This is a genomic window from Amycolatopsis sp. NPDC004772 (genome assembly GCF_053601215.1).
Window position 1 is genome coordinate 13,137 of sequence record NZ_JBSGBK010000061.1, and the last position, 17,836, is coordinate 30,972.

Genomic DNA, 17,836 nt, shown 5'->3' on the forward strand with positions numbered 1-17,836 from the left:
ATGGTGCACGCGCGGCGACTCGGCGGGTTCGACCAGGCCGAACTCCCCGCGGCTCACCGGATCCGGTGGTGGCTGGCGGCGGTGGCGGCGGGACTCGTCGCGGCCGGCTTCGCCGTCGTGCCCTACCTGCCGTTCTTCCAGTCCTGGACGTTCGTGCGGGACCCGAAGGTCGCCACCGTGATCACCTGGACCGTGCTGCAGACGTCCGTGGTGCTCGTGTCGGCCGTCCTGACGTTGTACTTCATCGGCAAGGCGCGGCTGGAAGCCGCCGCCTACCGGGCCAACCAGATCGACATCCGGGTGTTCGTCGACGAACGGCCCGAAGGCAGCCACGACCGCGAGATCGACTCCGCCGTCGAGCTGACCGCCACCTTCAAGCGGTTCCTCAACGACTCCCGCCTCTACACCCCGACCCCGGTCCCGGGCGCCGGGAGCTCGTACGACTTCCTCCAGATCGTCGAGCACGCCGGTGACGCCGCGGAGGGCTGGTGGAAGGCCGTCACCAAGGTGATCCGGCTCGCCCAGCCGCCCGCCGCGTTCACCGTCACCGGCACCGTCCGGCCCGGCAACACCCCCGGCCGCCACCAGCTCATCCTGGAACTCGTGCGCGTCCCGCGCTTCGCCGCGAGCCCGCTGGTGATCGAGGACGCGAACTGGCCGCGCGTGCTGCACCGCGCGGCGAACGCGGTGGCCGCGCTGGTCATCCCGCGCAGCGGGTACGTCCGCTCCAACATCCACTGGTCCGCCTGGCGCGGCGCGAAGATCCCGTACGAGCTCTTCGACGCCTACCAGCGCGCCAACCACTTCATCGCCTACCGCCGCTACGACGAGGCCCTCGCGGAGTACTACCGCGCGGTCAGCCTCGACCCGGCGAACGTCTACATCAGACTCGAGATCGCCGCCCTGCAGGAACAGCTCGACCTGCACCTCGACGCGCTCGCCACCTACGACGACGTGATCACCGTGTGCAGCCGGGGACACCCGCGGCTGGCCCGCTGGTGGATCGGCCCCGACTTCGCGCGCCAGCCCCGCCACGCCGGCCGCGGCCGCGACGTCGCCCTGCTCATCGCCCGCTACCGGCACGCGCTCGTCCTCGGCCACGGCGACTCCGTGGCCGGGTCCTGGTGGGTGCGGCGCACCACCGCGGGCACGCCCGGCGACGCGCGGGCGCAGCGCCGTGCCGAGCTGCGGGCGGCGATCGAGCTGCGCTTCCGCCGCTACGTCGACCTCGACGTCCGGACGCGCCCGTACGCGATCCCGCGCGAGAAGCGCCTGGAGCTGCACCGGCGCGTGCTGAAGGTGCCGGTCGAGGAACTCCTGGTCAGCGAGGCGACCCCGGAGCAGCTCGCCGAGTACAACCAGCGCGCGGCGGAGATGCGGTCTTACTTCTGCGCGCTGTCGCAGTACGAGATCGAGCGGCTCATCGAGGACTACCGGCGGTTCGGCCGGCGCTGGCGCCGCAGCTGGCAGCAGCTGACCAACCGCGCGCTCGACCTGTCCCTGGTCTGGTCGGTGCTGCGGCGCGCGATGGCGGACGTCGAACCGGTCACCGGCGCGGTGCCCGAACCCCAGCCCGCCTACCCCGGCAGCCGCGTCCGGCTGGCCGACGTCTGCCCGGACCGGCGCTGGCCCCCTGACCCGGGCAGGCTCGACGCCACCGTCGAAGCCGCGGGGCCCCGCAAGTCGTGGGAAGAGTGCTACAACGCGGCGAGCGTGTACGCGGTGGCGATGCTCGAAGTCGGCCCGCGCGGCGAGCGCGACCTGCGGGACCGCGCGCGCAACCCGCGTCTGCTCGGCGAATCGCGCGACGAGGTGGCCCGCCGCGCGGTCCGCGAGCTCTACCACGCGGCGACGATCAGCCACAGCGGACGGCTGCCGGAGCGCCGCTCCTGGGTGATGGGGGAGGACCCGGACCTCGCCGCCCTGCGCGGCCACGAGCTGTTCCGCGTGTTCGAGATGGTGACGTTCTCCCCGGACCGGGCGGCGCCGCTGCGGCCGCAACGCGCCCACGTCTGGGAGCAGGTCGGCTACGTCCGCCGGTTGGTCGCCGAGATCGCGGGCTGCCGGGCGCACTTCTGGCGCGTCCGCGCGCTCGCCGAGGGCCCGCCCCCGGACGGCCGCACCCTCGACCGCTGGCGATCGGCCGACCGCGACGCCTGGCGGAAGCTGGCGAGCCTGGCGGCCGGGAAACAGGACTGGTACACGCGCTACCAGGCGATCTGCGCGTTCCGCGAGTGGGCGGCGGAGTCCGGCTACCCGGGCTCGATCTCCGGATTCCCGCTGTACTGCGAGGAAAGCCTGCACGCCCAGCTGCGGGGCGCGGCCGGCCCACGGGCGAAGACGAACCTGGACGCGAACATCGTCGTCCGCGAGTACGTCCGGCTCTGCGACCGCCGCCTGGACCACCTGGTCGCGGACATCGCCGAGCTGACCGAGCAGTCCACGATCGAGGACTTCGCGAGCTGCGCCGAACTGTGGGCGGCGCTGTGCTCGTGGTTCGACGACGACATCGCCGACGGCTCGTCGGCCGACGAGCGCCGCGAGCGGTTCCGCAAACTCGCCCGGCCCTAGCCCGGCCGCGTGTAGCGGTGCTTCACCCCGGCGGGGAAGTACTCGGGGTCGCCCGCCGGGCGCAGGACGACGTCCGGCAGCTGCCGCTCCGCCGGGACGTAGTGGGCGAACTCGCTGTTCAACCGGACGAGCTGGTCCCGCACGGCCGTCGCGATCCGGCCGGCGTCGGCGGTGGTGCCCGGTGCGGTCTCCACGGTGATGCGCAGCCGGCGGTCGCGGTCGGCGTCCTCGACCGACTCGATGACGAACTTGCCGGTCACGGTGTCGCTGATGCCGGGCTGCTCCAGGCCGACGGTGACGTTCTCCGGGTAGACGTTGGCACCGAAGAACGACACCGTGAACAGCGAGCGGCCGAACACGTAGACGAACGGCAGCTCGGGGCCCGGTGGCGGGGTGAAGCCGTGCCGGGCGCAGAAGTCCAGCAGCCCGGCGTGCGAGAGGAGCCCGCCGTCGTCGGCGATGTGGTAGCGGACGAGCGGGATGCCGCCGTCCGCGGTGAACAGCAGCGTGCCGTCCTGGACCTCGAAGAAGCGGCTCGCCGGGTCGTACTGCACGAGCGTCGGCAGCCGCGCGTCACCGAAGACCTCGCGGGCCAGCTCCGGGCGGCCGGCGAAGAACCGGCGGATGCTCGCCGACAGGGGCGTTTCGGTGCCGAGCACGCCCGCGTCGGCCGTCCCGTAGAGCGACGCGATGTCGCGGACGGGGTCGGCGATCCCGGCCCGCCCGGCGACCAGCTCGCGCCACTGCTCGCTGAAGACTTCGCCGGCGAGCACGAGCTTGACGGCGTAGGAGGGCCAGTCGACGCCCTCGGCGCGTCCGGTGTCGACGACGTCCTTGACGAACGGCGGGTAACCGAGCAGGACGACCTGGTCGAAGTGCGGCGCGAGTTCGGGCAGCACGCGCAGGATCTCGGCCTTGTTGTTGCCGGGCGCCACGACGGTGACAGGGCAGCCCTTGGCGGCGAGGTGGCGCACGCAGGCCGTGGTGAACAGGCCGCCGACCCAGGTGCCGAGCGGGAAGCAGACGACGGCGAGGGTGCGGCGCCGATCGGCCGCGAAGGCGTCGACCAGGACGGTTTCGAACCGCCGGGCGACGTGCAGCTCGTCTTCGAGGGCCCGCGGCCAGATCGTGGGGTGGCCGCTGGAGCCGGAGGAGACGGCGATCATGTCGAGCCCGTCGAAGGTGCCACCGCGGCAGAGCTCGGGCAGCGGGTGTTTCCGGTGGTAGCCGGCCTTGTCGGTGCGGGGCAGCGTCCGGAAGTCCGCCATGGTCCGGATGGCCCGCGGCTCGATCCCGTGCTCCCGCAGGAACTTCCGGTACGCGGGCACGGTTTCCGCGGTGCGGTGGAACAGTTCGAGGACGGCGGTTTCCGGCGCCGGGTCCGCGGGGCCGAAGAAGGAGTCGAGCGCCTGCCGCACGCGGGTCTGCCGGCCGAGGTCCATGATCGGAGCATAGCGGCGCAGCCGTGCCATGATGGGCGCCGTGACGACCTCGGCCCAGGAGCAGCCCGCCGGCCCGCCGTTGACCCTGTACCTGGTCAAACGGCTCGAGCTGGTGATCAGGGCGCTGCTCGACGACGCCCTGCGGCCGCTCGGGCTGACGACGCTGCAGTACACGGCGCTGAGCGTGCTGGAGGCCAGTGGAGCCCTGTCCTCGGCCCAGCTGGCCCGCCGGTCGTTCCTCCGTCCGCAGACGATGCACGAAATGGTGCTGACGCTGGAGAAGCGCGGCTTGATCGCACGAACCCCGAAGGCGGACAACAAGCGCGTCCTGCTGGCGGGCCTCACCGAAGCCGGACGCGAGCTGCTGGTGGGCTGCGCGCCGGCGGTCACGGAGCTGGAGAACGCGCTCCTGGCGGACCTGAGCCCGGGCCAGCGGGCGACGTTCCGCGAGGGCCTCCAGCACGGCGTCCGCGCCCTGGGGGCGCTTTCGGGGCAGCGGCGGGCACCGGAAGCCTGATTGCCCCGGGGGTACGTTCCGGGGGACACCTGGGGGATCGGTCTCCCCCGAGTGGAGTCTCGAGCCGGGCACGCCGGGCCGGAAGTGCTAGGCCGACCGAGTGGAAGCGCCGGACGGCCCGTAGCAGGCGTGTGGGGTGCGGCGTTGGAGGGTACGTCCCAGGCCTGTTCTCACCGTGGAGGTTCGCCGACGTGACCGGGGCTCGCGAGGTGTCCGTCGCCGCCCGCAGGTTGCTGGTCCTGGCGGCGGCGGTGGCGGGCTTCTGGCTGGTTTCGTGGCTGGTGTCGGGCAGCGCCTCGGCGGCGGATGTCTCTGTGGGGCGGGGTGTCGAGCCGGGCCTGCCTTCGGGTGTGGTTTCGGGGGCCCACGGGGTGGTCGCTGCTGGGGTTTCGCCGACTGCCGTGGGACGGGCGAGTGCGGTGGATTCGCGGGTAGCGCCGCGGTCCGTCGCGGCTGCGCGGCCGGTGGCGCGCGCCGCCGGACCGACCGCGGTGGGAGTCGTGGGCGCCGCCGAGCCGGTGACTCGCGCGGTTGCCTCGCCTGTCGCGAAGACCGCGGCCGCAGTTGTCGAGCCGGTGTCGCATGTGGCGGCGCCGGCGGCGCGTGTGGTGGGGGCGGTTGCGGAGCCGGTTTCGCAGGTGGCGGCGCCGGTGACGCGTGCCGTCGGCGCGTTGGGTGAAGCTGCGGCCGCGGATGTCGCGCCGGTGACTCGTGCGGCAGGAGCCCTTGTCGCACCCCTGGGCCGAGCCGCCACCGCCGTCGTCGCGCCGGTGACCCGCGCCGTCGTTGCGCCCATCGTTCATTCGGCCGAGCCGATCCTGAGCCCCGCGAAGGCGCTCCTCTCGCCGGCGACCAAGGCCGTCACCGGGCTTGTCGACCCCGTCGTCTCCGACACCGGACTGACCAGCGTCGTCAAGCCGGTCACCGGCGACACCCCACCCGTCGTGAACCCCGTCGCAGGCAGGGGCGAGAAACCCCTCGCCACCGAGGCACCCCTGGTCGGCTCCATCGTCCGGCTCATCACCCCGCTGGCCGTAGCGGCGGCGACCGGTCCGCTGCCGAACCAAGCCCGGCAGCTCGTCTCCGTCATCGTGAAGACGGCCGGCCGCACCTGTGTCCTGCCCAGCTCGCCCCGGCCGCACAGGACCACCGCCCACCACGCCGCCGCCGGTCACCGCTCCGGGCAGACCCCGGTTCACCCCGGCGCGCCCGTGTCGTCTCCCGATGTCGCGACTGGCACCGGCTCCGTCATTCCGCCCGCCTTCCTGAGCGCGGGCCAGGCTCCACACCACTTCCGCGCGTCCCCTTGGGCGCACGGGGATTTCGTGCCGCTGTGGCGGCCGTGCGAACCGGGCACCGGGCCCGGCTAGTCCGTTCCGATCTTCCGCCCGTCGTGTGCCGCGCGGCGCGATCCGCGCTGCCCGCGACCGTCGAATCCGAACCGAAAACCACGCGTGGAAGAGGGACGAAATGGAAGCGAGCGTGTTCGACCTGGGGAAGGTCCGAAGAGACGCGGTGGTCACCGTCCGCCTGGACGCGATGGCCAACGTCAGGCTCCTGACCGCGGTCAACTTCCAGGCCTACCGGCGCCGGCAGTACTACCGGATGCACGGCGGGGTGGCCACCGCACCGATGTTCAAGATCCACATCCCGGCGAACGCCCACTGGTTCCTGGTGATCGACGTCGAGGGTCTCGAAGCCCGGCCCCTGCGCCCGCGGGTGAGCGTCGAACCCGAAGCGGCCGTCGCGGCCAAGGCGCGCCCCCGGTGACCGCCGGCGGCCCCGGCCCCGCGGTCGGGGCCGCCGCCGATCCTCCCCGCCTCGGCGGGCGGATGCGGGGTACCCGCCCGGGATGCAGACGTTCCTGCCGTGCACCGACTTCACCGCCAGCGCCCGCACGCTCGACCGCCGCCGCCTCGGCAAGCAGCGCGTGGAGGCCCTCCAGGTGCTGCGCGCACTGGTGATCCCCGGCTACGGCTGGCGCCACCACCCGGCGGCGAAGATGTGGACGGGGTACGAGGAAGCGTTGACGCGCTACGGCCTCGAGGTCTGCGCGGTGTGGTGCGAGCTGGGCGCGGCGGACACGTGCGCGGCGAAGCTGGGGGAGGAGTTCACCCGGTCGGTGGGCAAGGCGGAGGTCCGAACACAGAGCGAACTGACGGCGGCGGGCGACGTACCGCCGTGGCTGGGCGACGAAGCGGTCCACCGCAGCCACCAGTCGGCCCTGGTGAGGAAGGACCCGGACCACTACGGCGCGCTGTTTCCGGGGGTGGCGCCGGACCTGCCGTACGTGTGGCCACCCTCGGACCGGCCCAGCCGCACGGCTTGACCCGCTTGCCGCGGCGGTGCGCCGGAGCCGCGGGGCCCTCGGAGCGGCTCGGGTTGGCTGGCGTGGCCTCGGGTGGGGGAGGTGCGGGTTGGCCGGGGTCGCGATGCTCGGGCGCGGGAGGTGCGGGTCGGCCGGGAATCCCGGCACCCGGCCGGGGTGGGCGGCTCGGGCTGCCGGCTCGGGTGGGGCTGGTGCGGTGCGGATCGGCCGGAATTCGGCTGAGGCAGCGCGCGTGGCCCTTGGGCGGTGCGGGCCGGCCGGAAATCACGCGGCAGAGCGAGGAGCCCCACGGTAGCGGCGGATGATCGGCTTCGCCCGAAGCCGTCGCAAGGCGGCCGAGTCCCGAGCCGGCTCCGCGCAGTGCCAGCCGGTCGGAAACCGGTGTGGACCTGCGGCTCCACTGGTCCGCACCGCGCTCCGACGCCGACCTTCGGCGGATTTACAACGTTGTACCAACGATGTAAAAAAGTCCCTGCCCGGCTCGCACGCCGTTGGAAGGGGTCACCGATGTCCTCCCGAGACCGAAATCGAGACCGATACCAGGGCCAGCATCAGCACCGAACCCGACAAACCGACCACCTCACCCGCCGCGATCTGCTCCGCCTGGCCGGAGGCACCACCGCAGCCATCACCGCCACCCTCTGGCTCCCCGCGACCGCGACCGCGACCGCGACCGCGGCAGCCCCAGCCACCGCAGCAGCCGCCGACAACGCAACAGCCACCACCGAAGCAGCCGCCGCCGGGACCTTCACTCCCATCCGGCCGCCCGCCACCCCGCTGATCGTCCGCTCGCCCTACCTCTCCACCTGGCAGCCCGCCGACACGCTCACCGGCACCTGGTCCAGCTTCTGGACCGGCCACATCACCGCCCTCTGCGGCATCGCCCGGATCGACGGCACCGCCTACCTCTTCGCCGGCGCGCCCGGCAGTCCGGCGCCCACCCCGATGACGCAGGTCAGCCTGCAGGTCACCGGCACCCGCTCGACCTACCTCCTCACCGGGGGCGGCGTGAACCTCACCGTCACCTTCTTCTCCCCCGTCGATCCCGCCAACCTGCAGCGCCAGTGCGTCCCCTTCGGCTACGTCACCATCCAGGCCGCCAGCGCCGATGGGCGCGCGCACGCCGTCGACCTGCACTTCGACACCTCCGCCGAGTGGGTGCAAGGGAACACCGGCACCGCCGTCACCTGGGCGCAGCAGCAAACCGGCGGCTACACCCTGCTCAGCTGCACCCCCGCGAACCCCGGCGTGCTCCAGGAAAACGGTGACCAGGCCAGCTGGGGCTCCCTCGTCCTCGCCGCGCCGGCCTCGGGCACCACCTGGCAGATCGGGCAGGACACCGTCGTGCGGGCCGCGTCGGCGGGCCAAGGCGTCCTGAACAACACCAGTGACACCGCCCAGCCCCGCGCCATCGACGATCGCTGGCCGGTGCTCGCCTTCAACAAAAACCTCGGCACCATCCCCGCCGGCGGCGCGGCCACGCCCTTCACCCTCGCGATCGGGCACGTCCGCACGCCCGCGGTGCGCTACCTCGGCAGCGAACTGCGTCCCTGGTGGACGCACTACTGGAGCACCTGGCCGGACATGGCGGTCTGGTTCGCGAACGACTACGCCGCCGCCCTCGCCGCCGCCACCTCGATCGACCAGCGGCTGCACGACGACGCCGTCGCCGCGGCCGGCGGCGGCAGCACCGGTGAACACTACGCCGGGATCTGCGCGCTCGCCCTGCGCCAGGCCTTCGGCGGCACCGAACTGGTCGACCGCGGCGGCGCGCCCTGGGCGTTCCTCAAGGAGATCTCCTCCAACGGCAACATGTCCACAGTGGACGTCACCTACCCGGCGTTCCCTGCCTACCTCTACCTTTCGCCCGCCTACCTGCGCCTGCTGCTGGAGCCGTTGCTCGACTACGCCGAGCGCGGCGGCTGGCCGATGCCGTTCGCCGAGCACGACCTCGGCACGCACTACCCGGACGCGACCGGGCACAACGACGGCAACGAGGAAAGCATGCCGGTCGAGGAGTCGGCCAACCTGCTGATCATGGCGGCCGCGCTGGTGCAGCGGCTGCCGCAAGCCGACGCCGTCGCCTTCGCGACCGCCCACTACCGGATCCTGCGGCAGTGGGCCGAATACCTGGTCGCCAACACCCTCGACCCCGGCTTCCAGAACCAGACCGACGACTTCACCGGCTTCATCGCGCACAGCGCGAACCTCGCCCTGAAGGGCATCATCGGCGTCGGCGCGATGGGCGTCATCGCCGCCGCGACCGGCAACGCGGCCGACGCCCAGCGGTACCGGTCGACCTCGCGCAGCTACGTCAGCCAGTGGGTGACGCTCGCCGAGGACGGCCAGCACCTGCGGCTCGCCTACGACCAGCCGGGCACCTGGAGCCTCAAGTACAACGGCTTCGCCGACCGCGTGCTCGGCCTCGACCTGGTCCCGCTCGGCGTCGCCGCGCAGGAGGCCGCCTGGTACCAGGGCCGCGCCGGTGCCCACGGCGTCCTGCTGGACCCGCGCAACAACTACACGAAGGCCGACTGGGAACTGTGGACCGCGGCCTGGCTCGCCGACCAGCCGAACATCCGGACCACGCTCGTCGAGGGCGTCTACAGCTACGCCGACACCACGCCCCAGCGCGTGCCGTTCAGCGACTGGTACGTCGTCGCCGACGCCACCCAGCGCGGCTTCCAGGCCCGCCCGGTCGCCGGTGGCTACCTCGCACTGCTGACCCGGCCCGCCGCGTCGACGACCGTCTGGCGGAAGCTGCAGAACCAGCGCTCCGGCAAGGTGCTGGCCGTCTCGAACATGTCCCTGGCCGACATGGCCGAGGTGACGCAGTGGTCGGACAACGGCACCGCCGACCACCTCTGGGCCGTCGTGGACAACGGCGACGGCACCGTCCGGATCGTCAACCGCAACAGCGGCAAGGTCCTCGCCGTGCACGACCAGAGCCTCGACAACGGCGCCCACGTCCAGCAGTACCGCGACAACGGCACGCCGGACCACGACTGGCGGATCGTCGACGCCGGCGGCGGCTGGTCCAAGCTCGTCAACGTCCGCAGCGGCAAGGTGCTGGCGGTCGACCAGCAGTCCACGGCGGACGGTGCCCAGGCGACGCAGTGGGACGACAACGGGACCCCGGACCACCTGTGGCGGTTCGCCTGACGCCCGTTTGCGACACTGGCGGCCGTGTGCGCCGACTACACCCGGATCCGCCGCTTCCTCGAGGAGCGTGACCCGCCGACGCCGTGCCTGGTCGTCGACACCGACGTCGTCGCGGCGCGGGCGCGGGAGTTCGGCGCGGCGTTCCCCGGCGCGCTGATCCGGTACGCGGTCAAGGCCAACCCGGCGCCGCCGGTGCTCGACGCGCTGGTGGCGGCCGGGGCCGGCTTCGACGTCGCCGGGCCGGCCGAACTGGACCTGTGCCTCGGCCGCGGCGCCCGTCCCGCGGACATCGCCTACGGCAACCCGATCAAGAAACCGCGGGACATCGCCTTCGCGTTCGACCGCGGGGTCCGGGAGTTCACTTCGGACGCCCCCGCCGACGTCGAGCACCTGGGCCGGTACGCGCCGGGCTCGGCGGTGTCGATCCGGGTCGTGCTCGACGCCCCGGACTCGGTGACGCCGTTCGGGCGGAAGTTCGGCTGCGCCCCGGCCGAGGCGCTCGACCTGGTGCTGCGCGCGGCCGCGCTCGGGCTGCGGCCGGGCATCGCCTTCCACGTCGGCTCGCAGCAGCCGGACGTCGGCGCCTGGGAGATCGGCATCGCGACGGCGGCGAAGCTGTTCGGCGAGGCCGCGGCGCACGGTGTCGCCATGACCCGGCTCAACCTCGGCGGCGGCTTCCCGACCACCCACCGCACCGCCGTCCCGCCGCTGGCCGCGTACGCGTCGACTATCGCGACGGCTCTCGGAACGTCGTTCCCGGAGGACCGGCCGGAGCTGCTGCTCGAGCCCGGCCGGGTACTGGTCGCCGACGCCGGCCTGCTGCGGACCGAGGTCGTGCTGGTCGCGCAGCGGGACACCCGCCGCTGGGTCTACCTCGACATCGGCCGCTACAACGGGCTCGCCGAGGCCGAGAACGAAGCCATCGCCTACCGGTTCGAACCGGTGGCGGCCCACGACGGCCCGGACGGGCCGGTGGTGCTCGCCGGGCCGACCTGCGACGGCGACGACGTGCTCTACCAGCGGACGCCGTACCGGCTGCCGCTGTCGCTGCGCAGCGGTGCCCGGCTCGACGTGCCCGGCACCGGGGCCTACACCGCGAGCTACGCCTCGGTCGGGTTCAACGGGATCGAGCCGCTGCGCACCTACTGCCTCGGGAGGTGGGGTGATGCCTGACGTCGGCCGGTTCACCGGGCGGCACGTGCTCGCCGAGCTGCACGGCGTCGACCCGGCCCTGCTCGACGACCCGGTCCGCCTCGGCGAGCTGCTGCGGGCCGCGGTGACGGAGGCGGGCGCCACCGTCCTCGACGTCGTCGCGCAGCGGTTCGCGCCGCAGGGCGCCACGGTGATCGCGCTGCTGGCCGAGTCGCACGCCTCCGTCCACACCTACCCGGAGCACGGGTCGCTCTTCGCCGACGTGTTCACCTGCGGGGACCGCGCCGATCCCGAGCACGCCCTGCGGCTGCTGGCCAAGTCCCTGGACGCCGCGCCGGTCCACCTGTCGGTCCTCCACCGGGGAGAACGCTGATGCCCCTGATCCACGAACCGGTCGGCGACGGCCTCACCCGCGTCTGGGAGGTCGGCGAGGTGCGGTTCCACGAACGCACGCCGTACCAGGAGGTGCTGATCGGGACCACCGCGCAGGGGGTTTCGCTGTTCTGCGACGGCGAGCGCCAGAGCACCGAGGCGAGCCAGCTGGTGTACCACGAAGCCCTGATGGTGCCCGCGCTGCTGCTGGCCGAGCGGGTGCGGCGGGTGCTGATCATCGGGTCGAGCGAGGGGGTCGCGAGCCGGTTGGCGGTCGACGCGGGCGCGGTGCACGTCGATCACGTCGACATCGACGAGCAGGCCGTCCGCGCCTGCGCCGAGCACCTGCCCTACGGCTACACCCCGGCGGAGCTGGCGCGGGCCGAGCGCGGGGACGGGCCGGTCCGGGTGTCCTATGTGGACGGATGGGTCTTCCTCGCCGAGGCCGGCCGCCGGGGTGAGACCTACGACGTGGTCGTGATCGACCTGCCGGACGAGAACACCGATCCGGACGCGCAGCACAACCGCTTGTACGGCACCGATTTCCTCGCCCGTTGCGCGCGCCTGCTGGCGCCGGGCGGGGTGGTGGCGTGCCAGGCGGGCTGCCCGACGCTGTGGCGCAACGAGACGCTGCGCGCGTCCTGGCGGCGGTTCCGCGAGGTGTTCGGCGCGGTGCTGTACTTCGGCTCCGACGAGCACGAGTGGGCGTTCCTGTCCGGGCGCGCGGACCCGGTCGAGAACCCGGGTGCCCTGGTGGCGCGGCGGTTCGCGGATGGGGGGAGCACGGCGGTGACACTCGACGCCGAAGCGTTGCTCGGCGGCGCCACCCCGCCCCGCTCCCTACGCATGGATGGTCTGGACCAGTCTTCTTGACCTTCGATTCCCCGCATTTCGAGCCCCGGGAAACGTGAAATAGCGGGAAATGGATTTCCCGTGCTCTCCGCTGTCGTGTTACTCCGTTCAGTGGCCGTCGAAAAGGTTGCGATCGCGCTACGATCCTCTCCGCGCGCGATCATCATCACCACCTCGGCACCGTGGCCCATTTGGAGGAGCGTCATGCTCGGTATGTCGGTCGTAGGCGCAATGATTCTGTCCACCCTCGTCGCTCCCGTCGATTCTCCGGCAATGTCGGCGCCGAGCGAAAAGATCACGCTCGACATCAAGACGATCAACGGCTCCGGCTGCCCGGCGGGCACGGCCACCGCGTCCGCCGACGTCGCGTCCGACAACACCTCGTTCACGGTGCACTACACGAACTTCACCGCGAAGGCGGGCGGCGGCGCGTCCGCGCTCGAGGCGAGGAAGAACTGCCAGATCAACGTGCTCGTCCATGTGCCGCAAGGGTTCACGTATGCGATCGCCGAGGCGGAGTACCGCGGCTTCGCCCACATCGAGAGCGGGGCGAGCGCGCTCGAGCAAGCCAACTACTACTTCGCCGGGACGGCCCCGACCGCCCGGGTGCGCCACACCTTCCCCGGTCCGTTCCACGGCGTGTGGCGGGCCACCGACACCACCGACGTGGCCGAGCTGGTGTTCGCCCCGTGCGGCGAGAGCCGCAACCTGAACATCAATGCGGAACTACGGGCGGACGCGGGTGCGTCGTCCGGCGGCAGTTTCATCGAAATGGATTCCGAACACGCGAGCGTGGACACGATTTACCACTTCGCGTGGAAGACCTGCTGAATTCGGGAGGTTATTGCCGCGGCGCCCGCTCACCGGAACCCCTCACCGGTGAGCGGGTTTTGCCGTGCCCGCCGGACCGGGGATTTCCGTTGAACGCGGATCAACCATTCCGCGTCAGCCGCGGGCCGGCGCCGGTTCGGTCTCGGAGCTCGGCGCCAGCCGGCACCGGCGTTCGAACCGCTCCATGAGGACGGTAGCGATCAGGACGGCCACTGGGGTGCTCACCGCGATCCACATGTAGAAGGATCTACCCACCGGCGCGCGCTCTCAATCGCCCGCCGACAGCCGGGTGATGAGGTCCAGCAGGCCGGCGCGGAAGGCGTCGTCGTCACCCAGGCCGCCGAGCAGTGCGGGTTCGGCGCGCACGGCCCGCTCGTGCACCTCCCGGCCGCGCGGGGTCAGCCGCGTGAGCTGGCGGCGGGCGTCGGCGGGGTCGGCGGCCCGGCTGACGAACCCCGCCTTGGTCAGCCGGTCGAGCGTGCGGCTCATCGTCTGGTCGGTCACCTGGCAGCGCTGGGCCAGCGTCCGCTGGGGGAGCGGCCCGTCGCGCAGGGTGTGCAGCGCGATGAGGCCCGCGTGGGTGAGACCCATGCCGTCGAGCACGGCAACCCAGCGTTGCTCCACCAGTCGTGCGGCCACGGCGAGTAACCGGCCGGTCGGCCATGTGCTCAAATCGGGTTCGGGGGCTGTGCTCACCGTCACTCCGGGTCGTCGTGCAAAATGTTCAGCTTGCTGAACAATTGGGCGTGTTCGCGCTCGAAAGGACCTTAGCGACCATGAACGACTCCCCGCGCCGCCTCCGCTGGTTGATCCCGGCCCTCCTGGTGATCGCCTGGCTGGGCCTGGGCGGGTTCGGCGGCCCGTTCGCCGGCAAGCTCAGCGAAGTCGCGAAGAACGACAACGCCGCCTTCCTGCCGCGCTCGGCCGAAGCCACCGAGGTCTCCGACGAGCAGAAGGCGTTCACCCCGCGCCAGGTCCTGCCCGCCACCGTCGTCGCCGAGCGCACCAGCGGCCTGACCGCGGAAGACCGGCGGTTCCTCGAGACCAAGGCCCAGGAGCTGGGCCGCGTACCCGGTGTGGCCGGCCCGCTCGGCCGGCCGGAGCAGGCACCGCGCGACGACCAGGCCGCGCAGCTCGCCGTGCCGATCTTCGCCGACGGCAACCCCGCCGACGTCGTCAAGGAGGTCCGGGCGCAGCTCGGCGGCGCACCGGCCGGGCTCACCGTGCTCGTCACCGGCCCGGCCGGGCAGATCGCCGACCTGGTCAAGGCGTTCGGCGGCATCGACGGCATCCTGCTGCTCGTCGCCGGCGGCGTGGTCGCCCTCATCCTGATCGCCGTCTACCGCAGCCCGCTGCTGCCGTTCCTGGTGCTGCTGTCGGCGGTGTTCGCGCTCGGGCTCGCCAGCCTCGTCGTCTACCTGCTGGCGAAGCACGACGTCCTCGCGCTCAACGGCCAGAGCCAGGGCATCCTCTCGATCCTCGTCTTCGGCGCCGCGACCGACTACGCGCTCCTGCTGGTGGCGCGGTTCCGCGAGCAGCTGCGCGACACGCCGAGCCGGTTCGACGCGCTGAAACTCGCCTGGCGCGCGACGCTCGAACCGATCGCGGCCTCGGCGGGCACGGTCGTGCTCGGCGTGCTGTGCCTGCTGTTCAGCGACCTCAACTCGAACAAGGGCCTCGGCCCGGTGGCGGCGATCGGCATCGGCGCCGCGCTGCTCGCGTCCACGACGTTCCTGCCGGCCGCGCTGGCCCTGTGCGGGCGCGGCGCGTTCTGGCCGTTCAAGCCGGCGCTGGGTTCGCCGCACCCGGAGACGTCCGGGATCTGGGGGAGGGTCGCGCGCCTGGTCGGCCGCCGCCCGCGCACGGTCTGGGTGGTGACGGCGCTGGTGCTCGGTGTCGGCGTGGCGTTCCTGCCGCAGCTCAAGGCGTCCGGGACCGCGCAGTCGGACGTCTTCCTGACCCAGGTCGAATCCGGGACCGGGCAGGAGATCCTCGGCCGGCACTTCCCGGGCGGCCTCGGCGCACCGGCGATCACGATCGCCGACGCCGGCGCGCTGCCCGCGGTGCTGAAGGCGTCCACAATAGACGGAGTGGCGCAGTCGTTCCCGTTGCCCGGCCCCGATGGCCGCCCCAAGGTGGTGAACGGCCGCGTCCAGATCCTGTCGGTGCTGACGGACCCGGCGGACTCGGAGGCGGCGGTCGCGACGGTCGGGCGCCTGCGCGACGCGGTGCACGCGGTCCCGGAGGCGAACGCCAAGGTGGGCGGCCCGACGGCGATCCAGCTGGACACACAGCAGACGTCGAAGCGCGACCGGGCGCTGATCATCCCCATCGTGCTGCTGGTGATCTTCCTGGTGCTGGCGCTGCTGCTGCGGTCGTTGCTGGCCCCGCTGCTGCTGATCGCGACGGTGGTCCTTTCGTTCGCGGCGACGATGGGCGTGTCGGCGCTGGTGTTCAACCACGTCCTGGACTTCCCGGGCGCGGACCCGGTGGTGCCGCTGTTCGGCTTCGTCTTCCTGGTGGCGCTGGGGATCGACTACAACATCTTCCTGATGACCCGGGTGCGGGAGGAGGCGCTGACGCGGGGAACGCGCGACGGGACGTTGCGCGGGCTGTCGCTGACGGGCGGGGTGATCACCTCGGCCGGCGTCGTGCTGGCCGCGACGTTCTCGGCGCTGGCGGTGATCCCGATCCTGTTCCTGGCGCAGATCGCGTTCATCGTCGCGTTCGGGGTCCTGCTGGACACGCTGCTGGTGCGGTCCCTGCTGGTCCCGGCGCTGACCATCGACGTCGGGCGGCGGATCTGGTGGCCGTCGAAGCTGGCGCGCCAGGAGGTCCAGGGCCGGCAGATCGCTCGTGAGGAGTAGGCCTTCTCGCCGCGGGCACGGCCGGGCCGGTGGTGAGCCCGGCCGCGTCCGGTTCGGCGAATCCGCAGGAGGCGCGGGACCATCGGCCCGTCCCCGGCCTGCCCGGGGCCGACCGGCGAGCAAGCCGGCAGCCAGCTGAAACTTCTGCCAGGCAGCCCCAAGGCGGCGATCGCGGTCGACAGCACCCACACCCCATGATAAGAATCTTAGTAGCCAAACATCTCATGGGGGGAAGTATGTGGGGAAGGATCGCGGCACTCGTCATCCTGCTCGTGGCCGTCGTCGTTCAACCCGCCTCCGCCGCGCCGGAACGCCCTGACTGGGTGCCCTGCGGCGTGGATGCGGAATGCACGAAGATCGCCGTCCCGCTGGACTGGGACCGGCCGGGCGGGCCGAAGATCACCCTGGCCTTCAACCGGCACCGGGCGGACCCGGCGCACCGCAAGGGCGTGCTGTTCATGGCGCCGGGCGTGGGGTTCGACTTCCTGCTCACCGACGTCCGCGCCGGGGTGTTCGCGATGTTCCCCGGCCTGCTGCGCGACTTCGACCTCATCGGCGTGGACCTCCGCGGCGGCGGGGTGCACCCGTTCACCGGCCGGCTGCCCGCGCCGGTCCGGTCCGACGCGATCGACTGCGGCCGGCCGGTGCACGACCCCGGCGTGACCGTGTTCCCGCGCTCGGCGGCCGAGGTCGGCGCGCTGGTCCGGCACAACCGGGCGTACGAGGCGAGTTGCGCCGGCCCGTTGCCCGGCCACCTGGACACCGTCACCCAGGCCAAGGACCTCGACGCCGTCCGGGCCGCCCTGGGCGAAGAGCGGGCCAGCTTCTTCTTCTACGGCTACGCCGGGCCGGGGCAGGCGTACGCGCGGCTGTTCCCGCACCGCGTCCGGGCCATGGCGATGGACAGCCCGCTCGACCACAGCGTCCCGGTGGTCGTCCGGGCCGCGGAGTACGCGTCCGCAGTGGAGCGTGAGTTCACGCGGTTCGTGGCGTGGTGCCACCGATCGGCGAGCTGCGTCCTGCACGGACAGGACGTGCCCGCGGTCTACGACGCCCTGCTGCGCGAAGCCGACCGGCACCCGGTCCGGCTCGACCTGCCGCCGGAGCCGGGCCGGCCGGAGCCGCAGCAGACGACGGTCGCGGTGCGCGGTGACGACCTGGCGTTCCTCACCGAGCAGCTGCTGGAGATCGGCGACCTGACCCTCCCGGGCGGCGGCATGGGGTGGGCCGATCTGGCGACCGCCATCCAGCAGGCGAGCCGCGGCACGAGCCCGGTGTTCGCCTTCGTCTACCGCTACTCGTGGGGCTTTCGCGACCTGTGGAACCCGATGCGGGCCGGCATGTGCGAGGACTACCCGGCGTCGGTGGCCGACCTGCTCGCGGCCCGGCCGATCGTGGCCGCGGCGGCCCCGCACACCCGCGGCGCATCCCAGGCGTGGGACGCGCTCAGCGGCTGCGTCGGCCGCCGCACCCCGGCCACGAACCCGCCCCGGCCGGCGATCGTCCGGGACGCGCCCCCGATCCTGATCGTGGGCGCCGAGGGCAACCCGTGGTCGCCGTACGGGAACGTCGCCAGGGTGTCGGCGCAGATCCAGGGGAGTGTGCTCCTGAAGTACGCGGGCGACGCGCACATCGCGTTCCTGTCGTCACCGTGCGTGGCCGGCCGGATCGAGGCCTACCTGGACGATCTCGAGCTGCCCGCCAGGGGGACCGTGTGCCCGGCGATTCCCGCTCCGTAGGC

At 72.6% G+C, this 17,836-nt stretch carries 14 protein-coding genes; 12 read left to right on the forward strand and 2 right to left on the reverse strand.

Annotated features, from left to right (window positions below; genetic code table 11):
• Positions 1–2,571: a hypothetical protein gene (locus ACWEF6_RS29615; RefSeq protein WP_449685931.1), complete on the forward strand. Its 2,571-nt coding sequence runs from the start codon at positions 1–3 to the stop codon at positions 2,569–2,571.
• Here the strand turns inward: ACWEF6_RS29615 and ACWEF6_RS29620 are convergent.
• Positions 2,568–4,013 carry a phenylacetate--CoA ligase family protein gene (locus tag ACWEF6_RS29620; protein ID WP_449685932.1) on the reverse strand — a complete coding sequence of 482 codons (1,446 nt, stop codon included), beginning with the start codon at positions 4,011–4,013 and terminating at the stop codon, positions 2,568–2,570. The genes ACWEF6_RS29615 and ACWEF6_RS29620 overlap by 4 nt on opposite strands.
• A gap of 28 nt (positions 4,014–4,041) precedes the next feature.
• On the opposite strand from ACWEF6_RS29620, the gene ACWEF6_RS29625 reads away from it, so the two are divergent.
• The 9 genes from ACWEF6_RS29625 (at position 4,042) to ACWEF6_RS29665 (ending at position 13,228) form a co-directional block, all read left to right on the forward strand.
• Positions 4,042–4,530 (forward strand): MarR family winged helix-turn-helix transcriptional regulator, encoded by a 489-nt coding sequence (locus ACWEF6_RS29625; protein ID WP_449685933.1) that lies wholly within the window; start codon positions 4,042–4,044, stop codon positions 4,528–4,530.
• A 191-nt stretch (positions 4,531–4,721) separates the two neighbouring features.
• The gene (locus tag ACWEF6_RS29630; protein ID WP_449685934.1) at positions 4,722–5,900 is read left to right on the forward strand and encodes a hypothetical protein; all 1,179 of its coding nucleotides are present in this window, start codon (positions 4,722–4,724) and stop codon (positions 5,898–5,900) included.
• Between the two features lie 100 nt (positions 5,901–6,000).
• The gene (locus tag ACWEF6_RS29635; protein ID WP_449685935.1) at positions 6,001–6,300 is read left to right on the forward strand and encodes a DUF1883 domain-containing protein; all 300 of its coding nucleotides are present in this window, start codon (positions 6,001–6,003) and stop codon (positions 6,298–6,300) included.
• 82 nt (positions 6,301–6,382) lie between these two features.
• The gene (locus tag ACWEF6_RS29640; protein ID WP_449685936.1) at positions 6,383–6,859 is read left to right on the forward strand and encodes an MSMEG_6728 family protein; all 477 of its coding nucleotides are present in this window, start codon (positions 6,383–6,385) and stop codon (positions 6,857–6,859) included.
• 507 nt (positions 6,860–7,366) lie between these two features.
• A complete protein-coding gene (locus tag ACWEF6_RS29645; RefSeq protein WP_449685937.1) occupies positions 7,367–10,021 on the forward strand; it encodes a glutaminase domain-containing protein in 2,655 nt (884 codons plus the stop codon).
• 24 nt (positions 10,022–10,045) lie between these two features.
• The gene (locus tag ACWEF6_RS29650) at positions 10,046–11,194 is read left to right on the forward strand and encodes a type III PLP-dependent enzyme (protein ID WP_449685938.1); all 1,149 of its coding nucleotides are present in this window, start codon (positions 10,046–10,048) and stop codon (positions 11,192–11,194) included.
• A complete protein-coding gene (gene speD / locus ACWEF6_RS29655; protein WP_449685939.1) occupies positions 11,187–11,546 on the forward strand; it encodes an adenosylmethionine decarboxylase in 360 nt (119 codons plus the stop codon). The genes ACWEF6_RS29650 and speD overlap by 8 nt, the downstream gene beginning before the upstream one ends.
• The gene (locus ACWEF6_RS29660) at positions 11,546–12,418 is read left to right on the forward strand and encodes a spermidine synthase (protein ID WP_449685940.1); all 873 of its coding nucleotides are present in this window, start codon (positions 11,546–11,548) and stop codon (positions 12,416–12,418) included. The genes speD and ACWEF6_RS29660 overlap by 1 nt, the downstream gene beginning before the upstream one ends.
• A gap of 183 nt (positions 12,419–12,601) precedes the next feature.
• Positions 12,602–13,228, forward strand: coding sequence for a DUF4360 domain-containing protein (locus ACWEF6_RS29665; protein ID WP_449685970.1), 627 nt, complete (start codon positions 12,602–12,604; stop codon positions 13,226–13,228).
• 267 nt (positions 13,229–13,495) lie between these two features.
• Here the strand turns inward: ACWEF6_RS29665 and ACWEF6_RS29670 are convergent, their stop codons facing one another.
• Positions 13,496–13,930 carry a MarR family winged helix-turn-helix transcriptional regulator gene (locus ACWEF6_RS29670; RefSeq protein WP_449685941.1) on the reverse strand — a complete coding sequence of 145 codons (435 nt, stop codon included), beginning with the start codon at positions 13,928–13,930 and terminating at the stop codon, positions 13,496–13,498.
• 74 nt (positions 13,931–14,004) lie between these two features.
• Between ACWEF6_RS29670 and ACWEF6_RS29675 the strand changes: the two genes are divergently transcribed.
• Together ACWEF6_RS29675 and ACWEF6_RS29680 are read left to right on the forward strand one after the other, a co-directional pair.
• Entirely contained in the window at positions 14,005–16,095 is a 2,091-nt protein-coding gene (locus ACWEF6_RS29675) for an MMPL family transporter (RefSeq protein ID WP_449685942.1), read from the forward strand.
• 236 nt (positions 16,096–16,331) lie between these two features.
• Positions 16,332–17,834 carry an alpha/beta hydrolase gene (locus tag ACWEF6_RS29680; protein WP_449685943.1) on the forward strand — a complete coding sequence of 501 codons (1,503 nt, stop codon included), beginning with the start codon at positions 16,332–16,334 and terminating at the stop codon, positions 17,832–17,834.
• The last annotated feature ends 2 nt before the right edge of the window (positions 17,835–17,836 follow it).